This is a genomic window from Polaribacter sp. BAL334 (assembly GCF_015767435.1).
Lineage (GTDB): Bacteria > Bacteroidota > Bacteroidia > Flavobacteriales > Flavobacteriaceae > Polaribacter.
In genome coordinates this window covers 36,306-50,148 of sequence record NZ_JADWOV010000271.1, presented here as the reverse complement: position 1 = coordinate 50,148, position 13,843 = coordinate 36,306, and the positions used below count along the sequence as shown (strand labels likewise).

13 protein-coding genes are annotated in these 13,843 nt (G+C 33.0%); 2 read left to right on the top strand and 11 right to left on the bottom strand.

Annotated features, from left to right (window positions below; genetic code table 11):
- Positions 1 to 12: 12 nt before the first annotated feature.
- The 6 genes from sufB to IU405_RS06605 all read right to left on the bottom strand — a co-directional run bounded on the left by sufB (position 13) and on the right by IU405_RS06605 (position 6,510).
- Positions 13 to 1,458, bottom strand: coding sequence for a Fe-S cluster assembly protein SufB (sufB, locus tag IU405_RS06630; RefSeq protein ID WP_197437825.1), 1,446 nt, complete (start codon positions 1,456 to 1,458; stop codon positions 13 to 15).
- Positions 1,459 to 1,506: 48 nt separating this feature from the next.
- Positions 1,507 to 1,836, bottom strand: a complete 330-nt coding sequence (locus IU405_RS06625) for a HesB/IscA family protein (protein ID WP_197437824.1) — start codon at positions 1,834 to 1,836, stop codon at positions 1,507 to 1,509.
- Between the two features lie 103 nt (positions 1,837 to 1,939).
- On the bottom strand, positions 1,940 to 3,001 hold the full coding sequence (locus tag IU405_RS06620) for a cytochrome-c peroxidase (protein WP_197437823.1): 1,062 nt from the start codon (positions 2,999 to 3,001) through the stop codon (positions 1,940 to 1,942).
- 2 nt (positions 3,002 to 3,003) lie between these two features.
- The gene (locus IU405_RS06615; RefSeq protein WP_197437822.1) at positions 3,004 to 3,753 is read right to left on the bottom strand and encodes an MbnP family protein; all 750 of its coding nucleotides are present in this window, start codon (positions 3,751 to 3,753) and stop codon (positions 3,004 to 3,006) included.
- A gap of 5 nt (positions 3,754 to 3,758) precedes the next feature.
- On the bottom strand, positions 3,759 to 5,081 hold the full coding sequence (locus IU405_RS06610; protein WP_197437821.1) for a hypothetical protein: 1,323 nt from the start codon (positions 5,079 to 5,081) through the stop codon (positions 3,759 to 3,761).
- A gap of 13 nt (positions 5,082 to 5,094) precedes the next feature.
- Positions 5,095 to 6,510, bottom strand: coding sequence for a choice-of-anchor B family protein (locus tag IU405_RS06605; RefSeq protein ID WP_197437820.1), 1,416 nt, complete (start codon positions 6,508 to 6,510; stop codon positions 5,095 to 5,097).
- Positions 6,511 to 6,651: 141 nt separating this feature from the next.
- On the opposite strand from IU405_RS06605, the gene thiL reads away from it, so the two are divergent.
- On the top strand, positions 6,652 to 7,701 hold the full coding sequence (gene thiL, locus IU405_RS06600; RefSeq protein ID WP_197437819.1) for a thiamine-phosphate kinase: 1,050 nt from the start codon (positions 6,652 to 6,654) through the stop codon (positions 7,699 to 7,701).
- On the opposite strand, the gene IU405_RS06595 is transcribed toward thiL, so the two are convergent.
- The 4 genes from IU405_RS06595 to IU405_RS06580 all read right to left on the bottom strand — a co-directional run bounded on the left by IU405_RS06595 (position 7,698) and on the right by IU405_RS06580 (position 11,886).
- Positions 7,698 to 8,480 (bottom strand): alpha/beta fold hydrolase, encoded by a 783-nt coding sequence (locus tag IU405_RS06595; protein WP_197437818.1) that lies wholly within the window; start codon positions 8,478 to 8,480, stop codon positions 7,698 to 7,700. The genes thiL and IU405_RS06595 overlap by 4 nt on opposite strands.
- A gap of 62 nt (positions 8,481 to 8,542) precedes the next feature.
- Positions 8,543 to 9,100, bottom strand: coding sequence for a type 1 periplasmic binding fold superfamily protein (locus IU405_RS06590; RefSeq protein WP_197437817.1), 558 nt, complete (start codon positions 9,098 to 9,100; stop codon positions 8,543 to 8,545).
- Between the two features lie 20 nt (positions 9,101 to 9,120).
- Positions 9,121 to 11,520 carry a TonB-dependent receptor gene (locus IU405_RS06585; protein ID WP_197437816.1) on the bottom strand — a complete coding sequence of 800 codons (2,400 nt, stop codon included), beginning with the start codon at positions 11,518 to 11,520 and terminating at the stop codon, positions 9,121 to 9,123.
- A 33-nt stretch (positions 11,521 to 11,553) separates the two neighbouring features.
- A complete protein-coding gene (locus IU405_RS06580; RefSeq protein ID WP_197437815.1) occupies positions 11,554 to 11,886 on the bottom strand; it encodes a hypothetical protein in 333 nt (110 codons plus the stop codon).
- Positions 11,887 to 11,967: 81 nt separating this feature from the next.
- Between IU405_RS06580 and IU405_RS06575 the strand changes: the two genes are divergently transcribed.
- Positions 11,968 to 13,245, top strand: coding sequence for a branched-chain amino acid transport system II carrier protein (locus IU405_RS06575; RefSeq protein WP_197437814.1), 1,278 nt, complete (start codon positions 11,968 to 11,970; stop codon positions 13,243 to 13,245).
- Here IU405_RS06575 and IU405_RS06570 read toward each other — a convergent pair.
- On the bottom strand, positions 13,242 to 13,835 hold the full coding sequence (locus IU405_RS06570) for a hypothetical protein (protein ID WP_197437813.1): 594 nt from the start codon (positions 13,833 to 13,835) through the stop codon (positions 13,242 to 13,244). The genes IU405_RS06575 and IU405_RS06570 overlap by 4 nt on opposite strands.
- Between the last annotated feature and the right edge of the window lie 8 nt (positions 13,836 to 13,843).

Sequence of the window (13,843 nt, the reverse complement as noted above, 5' to 3'; positions counted from 1 at the left end):
CTAAAGGATGTTTTATCCCACAGAGCCTTCTAAAGAAATTTCTAATAATTTTTGAGCTTCTACAGCAAATTCCATTGGTAGTTTATTGAGCACTTCTTTACTAAATCCGTTTACAATGAGCGCAATTGCTTTTTCAGTATCAATGCCACGTTGATTGCAATAAAATAATTGATCTTCACCAATTTTACTTGTGGTTGCTTCGTGCTCAATTTGCGCGGTATTATTTTTTACTTCAATGTATGGAAACGTATGCGCACCACATTCATTGCCCATCAATAAAGAATCACATTGTGAAAAATTCCGAGCATTTTCCGCTCTTGAATTTATCTGAACCAAACCACGATAACTATTTTGAGATTTTCCTGCAGAAATTCCTTTTGAAATAATTGTTGATTTGGTGTTTTTTCCTAAGTGAATCATTTTTGTGCCAGTATCTGCTTGTTGAAAATGATTGGTTACTGCAATTGAATAAAATTCTCCAACTGAATTGTTTCCTTTCAAAATACAACTTGGATATTTCCATGTGATTGCAGAGCCAGTTTCTACTTGAGTCCAAGAAATTTTGGCATTTGTTTCGCACAAACCTCTTTTGGTTACGAAGTTAAAAACACCACCTTTTCCATTTGCATCACCAGGAAACCAATTTTGAACGGTTGAATATTTGATTTCTGCATCATCCAAAGCAATCAATTCCACAACTGCAGCATGCAACTGATTTTCATCCCTTTGAGGAGCTGTACAGCCCTCTAAATAAGACACATAACTTCCTTTATCAGCAATGACTAAGGTTCTTTCAAATTGACCTGTTCCACCTTCATTGATTCTAAAATACGTTGACAATTCCATAGGACATTTTACGCCTTTTGGGATGTAACAAAAAGATCCATCAGAAAAAACAGCCGAATTTAAAGCCGCATAAAAGTTATCTGTAGTTGGCACAACTGAACCCATGTATTTTTTTACCAATTCAGGATATTCCTGAATTGCTTCGGAAATTGGCATAAAAATAATGCCTTTTTCTGCCAATGTTTTTTTGAAAGTTGTGGCTACAGAAACAGAATCCATGACAATATCAACAGCCACATTTGCCAAACGTTTCTGTTCAGCCAATGAAATTCCTAACTTTTCGAAAGTTGCCAACATTTCTGGATCAACTTCGTCAATGGAATTTAATTTTGGCTTCTTTTTTGGGGCAGAATAATAGGCAATTTCTTGAAAATTAGGTTTTTGGTATTTCACGTTTGCCCATTCAGGTTCTTTCATTTTTGTCCAACCACGATAGGCTTCTAATCGCCAATTGGTCATCCATTCAGGTTCGTTTTTCTTTTTAGAAATGGCACGAACAACGTCTTCATTCAATCCTTTTGCGAAAGTTTCGCTTTCTATATCCGTATAAAAACCATATTCATATTGTTTGGTTTTTAATTCTTCTTTTAAATCGTCTTCAGTATACTTCATAATTTTTCTTTTTTACTCCTTCCCTTTGGGAAGGTTGGGATGGGCATTTTACAGAGAAAAACTCTCTCCACAACCACAAGTTCTATTCGCATTTGGGTTATTGAACACAAATCCTTTTCCATTTAAACCTCCAGAATATTCTAAAGTAGTGCCAACCAGATAGAGAAAACTTTTTTTGTCAACAATGATTTTAACGTCATTCTCTTCAAAAACTTTGTCATTCTCTTGTTGTTTGTTGTCAAAAGTTAAATTGTATGACAACCCAGAACAACCACCACTTTTTACTCCAACTCTTACAAAATCTTTTGAGGCATCAAAGCCATCTTCGGTCATTAATTCAATGACTTTCTTTTTTGCTGTGTCTGAAACTTTTATCATAAACTTAAATAGATTAAATCTAAATTGACTGCAAATATATTACAATTCCTGTTTAAAAATGTTAATAATTTATTATCAACACTAATAAAACTATTGATTTTTCTTATGGATTCTTAAAATTGGGATTGTTGATAAACTCAAAATCTGACAAAGTGAGCAAGAACGCTTTTAAATCTGCTTTGTCTTTGGTTGTTAATTGCACGCCACCTTGCGAAACCTTTTTCATTAAAGGATCAATTGTTGAAGAAAATCGTAATCCTTCAGAATAATGATTGATCACCTCTTCTAAAGTAGCAAATCGTCCATCATGCATATAAGGTGCTGTAAACGCTAAATTTCTGATGGATGGCGATTTGAATTTCCCATTATCTTTAGGATCTCCTGTTTTTGCACCCAAACCCAAATCAGTAAAATTTGTATCTAAACCGTTATTATGGAACAAATTATCAGTCCAAAGTGGATTGTTATTGCTTCCATGACAGTGAAAACAATCGCCTTTTGCTTCGTCCATAAAAACATTAAAACCGCTTTCTTCTTCAGGAGTTAAAGAGGTTTCTCCTCGTAAAAATCGGTCAAATTTTGAGTTTCCTGAAATTAATGTTCTTTCAAATTGTGCAATTGCTTTGGTAATTAAGACAGAATCAATAGTTGAAGTTCCAAAAGCAAGTTTAAATAACGTTGGGTATTCAGGATGATTTTGCAACTTTTGAGCGACATTTTTCCAAGTTGCATGCATTTCAATAGGATTTCTTACAGGCTCAAAAGCTTGATTTTCTAAACTAAATTCGCTTCCATCCCAATTAAAAAGTTCGTCAAAATTCCAAGCTAAATTGAACAAAGGCATGGCATTTCTGATTCCTTTCTTTCCGTCAATTCCAACACTAAATTGTTGCGAATCTGAAAAAGCATTTTGTGGATTGTGACAAGAAGCACAAGATTGTGAATTATCGCCTGAAAGTAATTTTTCGAAAAATAATTTTTTTCCAAGGGCAACACCTTCTTGTGTTAAAGGATTGTTTGCAGGAATAACTGGCGCAATCAATTTTTCTGAAAAAAGCGAAGGAATTTCTAAATTATAGGTTATTGGAAGATACAATTCTTCCTCTTTTGAGGAGCAATTCATCAAAAGAAAAAAAGCAGTAATGAAAATCCAATTTTTGTTCATTCTTAATTTGAAATTGTACCTACAGAAAACACATTTCTACCATTTTCACTCATCATTTTTTGAGCATCAAAATTGGGCATTAAAACCGAATTTAACACATTTAAATCCCATAAATTCGGGTTTTTAAACCACTCTGCCACATTCATTTTGATTTCGATGGTGGTGTTTTTTGACAACTCGAAAGTGCCAATTTCAACTTCAAAAGAAGTGTCTTCCAAAATCAAATTCATTGGATTTGACATATTTACAGCTCTGATTGTGTGGTAGTTAAAATTTGCATTTTGATTGTTTGAGTCTTTGTATTTTCCGTCAAATTGCATGTAATGATATCCTCCTCCCATCATCATTGGAACATTGAATGATGTAGAATTCAAATCGGGATAAATGCCATCAATATTGTCAGCATCAGTAAATCCAAAAGTAAATTTTAGAAATTGATTTCCTTGTGGAATTTGGGGTATTACTAATTCAAGACCTGTGTTTTCGCCAACATTTATCAATTGATAGTTTTTTTCAAAATTACCAATTTTTATTCTCGACACGAGATATCTCAATTGCTCAATACTGATTTGTTCTCCATGTTCAGTTGTGAATTTGAAAGTAGTAAAATCACTTGAATTTATGGGAATTCCATCCCAATTGTGAGTAAATTGTAGTGTAACTGTAATGGGTTCTAAATTGGTACAACAGTCTTTTTTTTCACATCCCAACAGCAAAAAAAGGCCAACACAAAAAGACATTATTTTTTTCATAAATTTCATTTTATTTTTATCAATAACGCATCAGAAAATCCTTTATTTTCAGTAATATCTTGATTTTCACTATAACTTTCGCCAACGGCAATGATTGAATTGTTTGAAAGTTCAGTAATATCAAACAAAAAATCATTTTCAGAGCCACCTATAAATTTTTGCCAAACGAGATTTCCCAATTCATCAATTTTCAAAATCCAAGCATCATTTTGACCTTTATTTTCAAATCCATTGTTTGAACTTCTTGAATTTCCAGCAATGAAATACCCATTTTTTTTAGATTTAAAAATAGCTCTTGCTGCATCAAAACTACTTCCACCAACTGTTTTTTCCCATAACAATTCTCCTTCAGGAGATATTTTTATCAACCAAATATCTGCAGCACCATTATTTTTAGAAATATCCTGATCTGAACTGCGAGTGTCTCCAACAATCAAAAAATTGCCATCATTGGTTTTGCAAATTCCTCTAGGTTCTTCAATTTCTGATCCACCAAAGTTTTTTTGCCAAATGAGAGTTCCATCACTAGCAATTTTTAGAATCCAGAAATCATATTGCCCTTTATTGTTGGTGATATTAAAGTCATTGCTGTCTGAAGATGCAATAATTATAAACGAATTGTCATCCGTTTCTTCGATTCCAAAAGGAGTGTCAGTATTTGTTCCGCCAAAATAATTTTGCCATTCTTTGTTTCCAGAAGCATCCAATTTTATCGCCCAAACATCACCACCTGCATGTTTTTGAGCTGTTTTATTTCCTTGACCTCCAGAAGCAGTCACATCTAAAACACCTATAATTAAAAACCCATTATCAGTTGTTTGAATCAATGATGTACCAACATCTGCCCCAGAAAAACCGAATGTTTTTTGCCAAGAAATATCGCCAATTGACGAGGTTTTTATGATCCAAAAATCTTGATTTCCAGCATTTTCTGTTAGATTTCCATTGGTGCTTTTGCTAAATCCAAAAAGCGCAAAACCACCATCATTGGTGGCAATGAGGTCTGCTCCTCTATCATCCTCTGAACCTCCAAAAGTTTTGCTCCACAACAAGACATCGTCTGCGGAAAATTTTAACAGCCAAAAATCAAAGCTTTCATCAGTTTTATCGGAAATGTCAAAATCATTGCTTTGTGTAAATCCTAAAATGGCATAACCTCCATCTGTGGTATTGACAACAGACTGAAAACTATCATTTTTAGTTCCTCCAAAGGTTTTTATGAGTTCAGTTTTAGTAAGATTTGAGTCTATTTCAGGAAAAATAATGCCATCATTTTTAGAGCAATTGGAGAGGGAAATAAGCACCAAAAAGAACCAGCATTTTTTCATGAATCACGAAACATTAATTGGATTTTTTGATGATAAACAAACCATTATCAATATCACTAATCACAATATTTCCACTTTCAAAATAGGGATAAACACTCCATGCACCATTAAATCCAGCAATATTGTTTGTTGGATAGGTATCAAAAAAACCGATTTCAGTAATGCTTTTATTCCCAATATTTGTGATGTCAATCATTCTGACGCCTGCAGTATAATTTGCCAAATAAAAAGTATTATTTTTCACATATCCATTGTGATCAATGGCGTCTGTTGGTCCAAAATAATCAAAATGAAATTTGGGATTGTCCAAATCAGAAAAATCAAAAATAACGGTTCTTGTTTTATTTCCAAAACGAAATTCATCCAATTCATCTCCCAATAAAAAATAGCGCATATCTTGAGAAAACCAACCTTGATGTACATATCCTACATTCGAATAATTGATATCAGAAAGTTTGATAGGATTTGATTTGTTAGTAATATCTACAATGACAATTTCGGTTTCATTGCTTCCAATCAATATTTCTTTTCCAACATGTTCTGTATCTGGACCATTATAAGTAACCACTTGAGCATCATGACTATAGTTTCTAAATCCACCTTCGTCAATAGGATTTAATGGATTTTGAATGTTGATAAACAAAGGTCCGCCTGCAAAAGGGCCACTTCTAGATGTTCCAACAGGATACGCATATCCTTTTGAATCATTGATAACGATATTGTGCGCACTTCCAAAACCTGTAAAAGTTGTTTCCGCTGAAAAATTTTGTGGAGGATTTGTTACTGATCTCAATTTTGTTAAATCAAAAACTTGCATTCCGTGGTTAGTAGCTTCACTGACTATAAATGCATAATTGTTATATACTTTTACGTCTCGCCAATCACTATTTACAGTGGCTGTTGGTAATTTTCCTAGATAAACAGGATTTTCTGTATCAGTAATATCAACAAATGCAGTTCCATTATTCAGACCTATTATGGCATATTCACGATTGTTTCTGGTATCTGTCCAACCCCAAGAATCATTTCCAGAACTTGCATTAAAAGTAGACAAAGGAATGTGTAACAATAAATCATACTCTTTACAAGGAAAATTTCCTGCAAATCCATTAACACAAGGCACTTTGTTAGCAGGAGTTGTATCGCAAACATCGCCAAAACCATCTCCATCTGTATCTTCTTGATTCGGATTTGCAATTTGAGGGCAATTATCTATTTCATCTGCAATGCCATCTTTGTCAGAATCATTAAAATCATCACAAGCATCACCAATTCCATCTCCATCAGTATCTTGTTGATTTGGATTTGCAATTTGAAAACAATTATCAATATTATTTGCAATTCCATCAGTATCAATATCATTATTGACTTCTTCTTTTGAACAAGAAATCAGTAAAATAATGCTACATACTATCAATAATTTTCTCATAAGTTGTTTTTTAAATCCTCAAATGCTTTCCAACAAATGTACTTAATTAATCATAAAAAAAAGTCTCCATAAAAAAATGAGTTTCTCAAATTTCAAGCATAAAAAAACTATTAAAAGCAAAGAACTTGCTATTTTTGCAACATGTTAGAAGATAAAAATCAAAATAGAACATCGTTGGCTGATTTGGGCGAATTTGGACTCATCAACCACATTACAAAATATTTTACCATTTCTAATGCATCCACTATAAAAGCTATTGGAGATGATGCTGCAGTTTTGGATGCATCACAAAAACAAACCCTTATTTCAACAGATTTGTTGATTGAAGGCGTTCATTTTGATTTGAGTTACATGCCCTTAAAACATTTGGGATACAAAGCTGTGATGGTCAATTTGTCTGATATTTATGCGATGAATGCAGTTGCGGAACAAATTACAGTTTCGTTAGCTGTTTCTAACAGGTTTCCATTAGAGGCTATTGAAGAATTGTATGCAGGAATTCAGTTAGCTTGTGAAACTTATAAAATTGATTTGATTGGTGGAGATACCACTTCATCAACCAAAGGAATGTTGCTGTCAATAACCGCAATTGGAAAAGCAGCTAAAGAAGATATTGTTTTTAGAGATGGTGCAAAACCTACAGATTTGATTGTGCTTACAGGCGATATTGGCGCAGCATATTTAGGTTTACAAGTCTTGGAAAGAGAAAAACAAGTCTTTCAAATCAATCCTCAAAATCAGCCAGATTTAGACAATTATACGTATTTAATTGAGCGTCAATTAAAACCAGAAGCGCGTAAAGATATTCCTGGACTGTTAAAAGAATTGCAAGTAAAACCAACTTCAATGATTGATGTTTCTGACGGAATTTCATCAGAACTTTTTCATATTTGCACACAAAGCAATGTAGGATGCAAAATTTACGAAGATAAATTGCCTTTAGATCCACAAGTTATTAGCACTTGCGAAGAATTTGAATTGGATTCAACAACGATTGCATTGAGTGGAGGTGAAGATTATGAACTCCTTTTTACAGTTCCAATTGATGATTACGAGAAGATAAAAGGGAATCCAAATTTTTCAATAATTGGTCATATTACCGAAAAAAGTCAAGGGTTGGAGTTGATTACAAGAGGAGGACAAGAAATTCCATTGAAAGCACAAGGTTGGAATGCGTTGAAAAATAGCTAGCCTTTTTGTGTCAAAAAAGTTTTCAAAACATCTGTAAGTTCGGCTGAATTTTCCACATAATTCATGTGTCCACCAGATAAAATAACAAAATTGGTATTGGTTTTTTCTGCTTCTTCTATAGAAATTTTGGAATCCAATACAGGATCTTTTTCACCAATAATCAATAGTTTTTTAAATTGAGCATTTTTTAAAACATGATTTCTATTGGGTCTTATTTTCATGCCTTCTTGCGCAGCCATATATCCTTGCAAAGAAGTGGTAAGTGCTTCTTTTTTCAGGATTTCAATTTCTGAGGTGAAAAGTGAAATATTTTCTTGATAAAACAAATTTGAAATCGACAATTTCACCATACTTTCAAAATTGGTTTGCACCATTTTATTGGCTCTTGTTCTGATGTCTTTTCGCTCTTCAGAATCTTCGTTTGAAGTGGAATTTAGCAAGCACAATCCTTTAACTTTTGCGGGATTTTTATCTACAAAAGCCAATGCAACATAACCTCCTAAAGAATGCCCAATAAGCGTACATTTTCTGATTTTTAGATGTTTTAAAACGGCTTCAATGGTCTCTGAAAACAATTCCATGGAATGCACATATCCTAAACAATCTGATTTTCCATGACCTAATAAATCAATCGAAATGACTTTATTTCTCTTTGAAAGTGAAGGAATTAATGATTTCCACATGGTTGAATTTTCTAAAAAGCCATGAAGCAAAACGAGGGCATTTCCTGTGCCTTCAACTTCATAAAAAATGCGCGCGCCTTTGTGTTCTACATACATACTGCAAAGAAAAATAAAAGCGAGTAAAAACCCGCTTTTATCATTCAAATATTTTGGAAAAATTAATTTACTGTAAGTGAAAAATTTACTTCTACATCTGTTTCCCCACCAGCATTGGTGATGTTTCCAGCAACAACTCCAGCAGCAGTTTTATTTGGTTCATGACGCAAAGTCACTGTCAGGTTTCCAATACCAGCAGAGGTTGTTGTTAGATTAAAAGTAATTCCAATTGGTCTGCCATTTTTATCTTGATCAGTATAAGCTACAGTTGCAATACTGTTAGAAAATGTATAGAAAAATTGGTGCTCATAACCTTCTCCTTCCACTTCTAAAGTAATGTTTTCAGCGGGAGTTTCTGTTTCATTGAGCACTTTAACTGAACCTGCATAAGTTTTATTGGCTTGTAATGCTCCAGAAACAGAGACAACAGGAGCATTGGGTCCATCTCCATCTAAATCACGACTTACTAAAGTTACTGTTGTTCCTCCTCCTTGTGGAATTAAAGTTACTTCTAATGTGGTGATTACTTCCTCTTCATTGATGATTTCTGGATCATCATTTGAACAAGATGTTAACGTCATTGCAATCACTGTACTGAATACTAAAATATATTTTTTCATGTTTTTGTTTTTTAAAATTTTTAATAATTAATTTTTATTTGAAGTTGAAAATTTCTTCCCAAATCATCTGCAAAAAATCGGAGTCTATTCAAATAGTCTCTGTAAGATGTATTGAGAAGATTGTTAACGTTAATACTCACTTGGATTTTTGAATGTTTTCCCCAATCAAAATCCACAGTGTTTTTTAAATGTAACAGATGAAATGCGTTTGGAGGTGTGCTAATATCTACCAAAACGGTACTATTAGTGGTTGCTATAAATTGCTCAAAATTAAAATCTGGGAAACGATTTTGTCTTCCTACAAATTCGCTAATCAAAGCACTTGAAAAATTTTTCCAATTCTCATTTTGATAACGAATGGAGTTTCTCATTTGAAAAGGAGGCATATCAATAATAGGTTCATTTTCTCTAGTGTCTTGTGCAAAAATGTAGGAAGTATTCAAGGAATAGAACCAATTTTCTGAAAATTGCTTTTGTAGATTCAAATCAAAACCTGTTAAAAAAGCATCTGTTTGACGATATTCCCATTTCGGAAAAGCTCCTCTTATGGTTTGTTCTGTGCCATTTGGTGCAATGAAAATATAGTCTTTTAAGAAGGTTGCATAGGTATCCAATTGCCAAGTGAAGGAGCTGTTTTCTCTTAAAAATGAGACCGAAAATCGATTTGATTTTTCAGAATTCAAGGTCAAAGAGCCCAACTCAATTCGTGCAGCTGAATGGTGCAAACCATCACTAAACAATTCAGAAATATTGGGTGGTCTTGTTGCCAATGTATAATTGAATAACAGCGAATTTTCTTCAGAAAGCGTTCTTTTTCCTCCTAGAGAAATCGCCAAATTGTGAAAATTCAACTTCGGATTTGTCAACAATTGGGTTCCTAAATCTTGAATCACCAATTCAGGAAACAAGACATCATATCCCAAAGCATTCCAACGATTCGTTTGATAAAACTTTTTTACATCGTAGAAATTATAGTCATAACGCACTCCAAAATCTAAAGAAAGATTTTCTGAATATTGATGTTTGATCGTCGAATAAAAACCCACATCTATTTTCTGATAATCAGGAATTAAACGACGAACACCCGTTGCAGGATTGGCAAAATTTTCTTGAAAACGAAACAATGTTCCTGTTTGTAAAGTCCATAAATCGTTGGCATCAAACAAAAAATCAGCTGTTGTAGAATGCGTTTTTAAATTCAAATCTACAGCTGGAATAAAACGATTCTCGCCAATTCTTCTGTCATATTCAAATCGTTGATTTTCTTGAAAATCATATTGCAACGTGAGTTTTCCCAAACCTTGAAAACGTTTAAAATAATTCACTTTGGCTATAAAATGATTGACTTCTTGTCTTGGATTGTCAATGGTGTAGCTAAATTCTTTTTGAATCAAAGGTTGTTGGCTATTCAAAGCATTGACCAAATCTTGAATTCCACCAATATGCGAAGCTACTAAAATCCCAATTTCACTAGAAATGGAACTAATAAAAACATTCCAACCAGTTTCAAAAGTTTTAAAACCACCATTTAAGGAAAAACCAAGAGAATTTGAACCCGTATTTGTCAAAAAATAATCAGGTGCTTTAAAATCTCCAAATCGTTTATAAGACGTATTCGCATCCATATAATAGCCTTTTTGATAGGTTTTATGCAATGAAGTTGCCACATTATACCCATTTCCATTGGTTTGAAATCCAGTTATGGTGCTTCCAAAAAGCGAATCAATTCTAAATGGATTTTTTGGATGCAACACCACAACTCCACCAATGGCATCACTTCCATAAGCCAAAGCTCCTGCACCTTTGATGACAGAAATACTTTCTGAAGAATTCAAATCTACGTTTGGAGCATGCTCAATTCCCCATTCTTGGTCTTGCAAACGCACACCATTGTTTATCACAATAATTCTGCTGCTGTGCATGCCATTAATCATGGGTTTTACAATCGCATTTCCAGTATTTATAGACGAAACTCCTGCAATTTCTTTCAAAGCATCACCCAAAGAACCTGAACTATAATTGTCTAACACTTTTTTAGACAACAATGTTTCAGAAATTGAAGATACTTTTTTTGGATTTGTTTTTCCCAAAATAGAAACCTCTTCTAAGGTTTCTGAATGATGTTCCAACAGAAATTTTCCTTGATAATTTGCATCAATAACGATTCTTTTTTCAGATGTTTTACAACCAATATGAGAAATAACAATTGCGATTTTTCCACCACAAACATTTCTGATCACAAAGTTTCCTTTGCTGTCAGTAACTGCAAATTTGTTGGTGTTTTTTATCTGAATTGTTGCGTTATCAATGGTTGTTCCATCATGAAAATCAACCACAATTCCACTAAGTGTGTACGTACAATTTTGACTGAAAATCCAAAAGGAATTCAAACAAAAAAGCACGAAAATAATTTTTTTCATCTGTTTGTTTTAGTTTGAAATAAAGCGAATACTTTAGGTCAAACTAGGTGGTCCTCTTAGAAAAAAAGTTGCTTTGTGTGAAGCAATAAAAGCAACGTTATAGGTGTAGTTTTTTTCTAAAAAAGTAGGTATTTCAACAACTTCATAAACGAAATTATTGCTGTAATTGAATGAATTGATGTTATAATTTAAAAAATCACAATCATCATTGAGTTGATGAATATGACTTTCAATTTTACTACTACAAACTGAGTGTTCGTGGTTTTCAAAAATGTGCTCTAATTTTACCGCAAAAGGCAATAACAGCGCAAAAATTAAAATTGCACTAAATGTTTTTACCAAGAAATTTTTTGCGAAAGACATCATTTTTTAAAGAAATCACCGCAAATATAAATGAAAACTAGTGTAAAACTCCAAAGATTGTTACTTTTAACGAAATTATAGCAGATGAATTCATTGAAAAGAAAGGATATTTGGATAAGTGGTTTTGCGTTGTTTTCGCTTTTTTTTGGCGCAGGGAATTTGATTTTACCTACTTCATTAGGTGTAAAATCTGGAGTAAATTGGTGGATCGTTTTATTAGGATTTGCAATCACTGCTGTTGTAATACCTATTTTATCCATTTTTGCACACGCCAAATTGCAAGGAACTTTGTATGATTTTGGCAAAAAAGTGTCTCCAATTTTCAGCACCGTTTTTTGTTTTTTTATCTATGCAATAGCGATTGCAATTCCTGGACCAAGAACAGCTGCAGTGACTCATGAAATGTCTGTACAGCCTTTTTTTGATGTAAGTCCTTTATTAACAAGTAGTATTTATTTTGGATTGGTATTTGTTTTCGCTATTAATCGTTCAAAAATTATCGATGTTATTGGAAAGTTTTTGACGCCAATCATTGTATTTATTTTACTGATCATCATTTTCTTGGCTATTTTTTATCCACCAGAAAATATGCTTTTTCCTATAGTTGAAAATCCATTTGTAGACGGAATTTTAGAAGGCTATCAAACGTTTGATGCGATTGCAGGCGTTGTTGTTGGCGCAGTAATTATTATTTCGTTAAACGTTGGAAATCAATACACTTTTGAAGTAAAACAAGCATTGATAAAAAAATCGGGAATGATTGCTGGTGTTGGATTGTTATTGATTTATGGTGGACTCATTGTATCAGGATTTTTATTTAGCGCAACATTCTCTGAAAATGCTTCAAGAATTGACATTTTAACCAGTTTGAGTTTGCAAACTTTGGGTGATTTTGGAAGGATTTTATTGAGTGTTTTGGTTGCGTTGGCTTGTTTTACGACTGCAGTTGGCGTTGTTACAGGTTGTGCAGATTATCTGAAAGGAATTTGCAAAAACTCACAAAAAGCGTTTGTGATGACAGCTGCCATTTGCGCAATTATTGGGATTTTAGTAGGAAGTTTTCAAGTTGATTTTATCATCATTTTGGCAGTACCAGCATTGATGTTTTTGTATCCAATAACGATTGTGTTGATTTTACTGAATGTTGTTCCAGAAAAATTTGCTTCTGCATTTGTTTTTAAAGCGGTTGTTTTGGTCACTTTTATATTCAGCATTCCTGATTTTTTAGGATATCTTATTTCAGAAGAATACTTAATTGGTATTAAAAGTTGGATTCCTTTTGCGAAGTTTAATTTGGGTTGGGTGTTGCCTGCTTTTTTGGTGTTTTTGTTGGGGAATATTTTTCAAAAACAACATAATTAGAAATTACAAAACCCTTCTCTTAACTCAATTTTATCTAAAGTTTCCCAAACTTCATGAGTATATTCTTTTGGCGAAAACTTGAAAAAAAGGAATGTTTTTTTTGTTTCGTTACAAAAATGACTTTCAATTTTTACGTTTAAAATAATTCGTTTATTTGTTGCAAAATGATCGTATGTGTCTATTTTTCCTTCAAAAAAAGTAGTTGATTTTTTCTTTTTCATAAGGGTTATTGTTGCACTTGCTTTTTGATGGAGATTGTGGTTTTCGCGAACATCATTCAAACCATCAAAATAGGTTTCTAAATCTTTTTTTAGCTGATTTGCAGTAAATGGTTCACGATAATCAATGTTCCAAACATAGGTATAAGACCAAAAAAAAGGGTGTTCTGGATGTATCCAACCTTTAGGAGGAAAACGAATCTCTGCAACTCCTTTATAGTTGATACTTTGTGCAAAATTTATTGGAAACTCAAAAGCCTCTTTTGCCCAAGTTGAATCTACTTTGATCAAATTGACAGTAATATTTTGTCCAAAAGAAAAGAATGTACAAAAAAGGAATATTGAAAAAACTACTTTAATTTTATTTTTCATACGTTTTA

Coding starts and splice junctions, on each gene's coding strand:
- sufB (WP_197437825.1), bottom strand. CDS start 1,458: ATGAAGTATACTGAAGACGATTTAAAAGAAGAATTAAAAACCAAACAA.
- IU405_RS06625 (WP_197437824.1), bottom strand. CDS start 1,836: ATGATAAAAGTTTCAGACACAGCAAAAAAGAAAGTCATTGAATTAATG.
- IU405_RS06620 (WP_197437823.1), bottom strand. CDS start 3,001: ATGAACAAAAATTGGATTTTCATTACTGCTTTTTTTCTTTTGATGAAT.
- IU405_RS06615 (WP_197437822.1), bottom strand. CDS start 3,753: ATGAAAAAAATAATGTCTTTTTGTGTTGGCCTTTTTTTGCTGTTGGGA.
- IU405_RS06610 (WP_197437821.1), bottom strand. CDS start 5,081: ATGAAAAAATGCTGGTTCTTTTTGGTGCTTATTTCCCTCTCCAATTGC.
- IU405_RS06605 (WP_197437820.1), bottom strand. CDS start 6,510: ATGAGAAAATTATTGATAGTATGTAGCATTATTTTACTGATTTCTTGT.
- thiL (WP_197437819.1), top strand. CDS start 6,652: ATGTTAGAAGATAAAAATCAAAATAGAACATCGTTGGCTGATTTGGGC.
- IU405_RS06595 (WP_197437818.1), bottom strand. CDS start 8,480: ATGTATGTAGAACACAAAGGCGCGCGCATTTTTTATGAAGTTGAAGGC.
- IU405_RS06590 (WP_197437817.1), bottom strand. CDS start 9,100: ATGAAAAAATATATTTTAGTATTCAGTACAGTGATTGCAATGACGTTA.
- IU405_RS06585 (WP_197437816.1), bottom strand. CDS start 11,520: ATGAAAAAAATTATTTTCGTGCTTTTTTGTTTGAATTCCTTTTGGATT.
- IU405_RS06580 (WP_197437815.1), bottom strand. CDS start 11,886: ATGATGTCTTTCGCAAAAAATTTCTTGGTAAAAACATTTAGTGCAATT.
- IU405_RS06575 (WP_197437814.1), top strand. CDS start 11,968: ATGAATTCATTGAAAAGAAAGGATATTTGGATAAGTGGTTTTGCGTTG.
- IU405_RS06570 (WP_197437813.1), bottom strand. CDS start 13,835: ATGAAAAATAAAATTAAAGTAGTTTTTTCAATATTCCTTTTTTGTACA.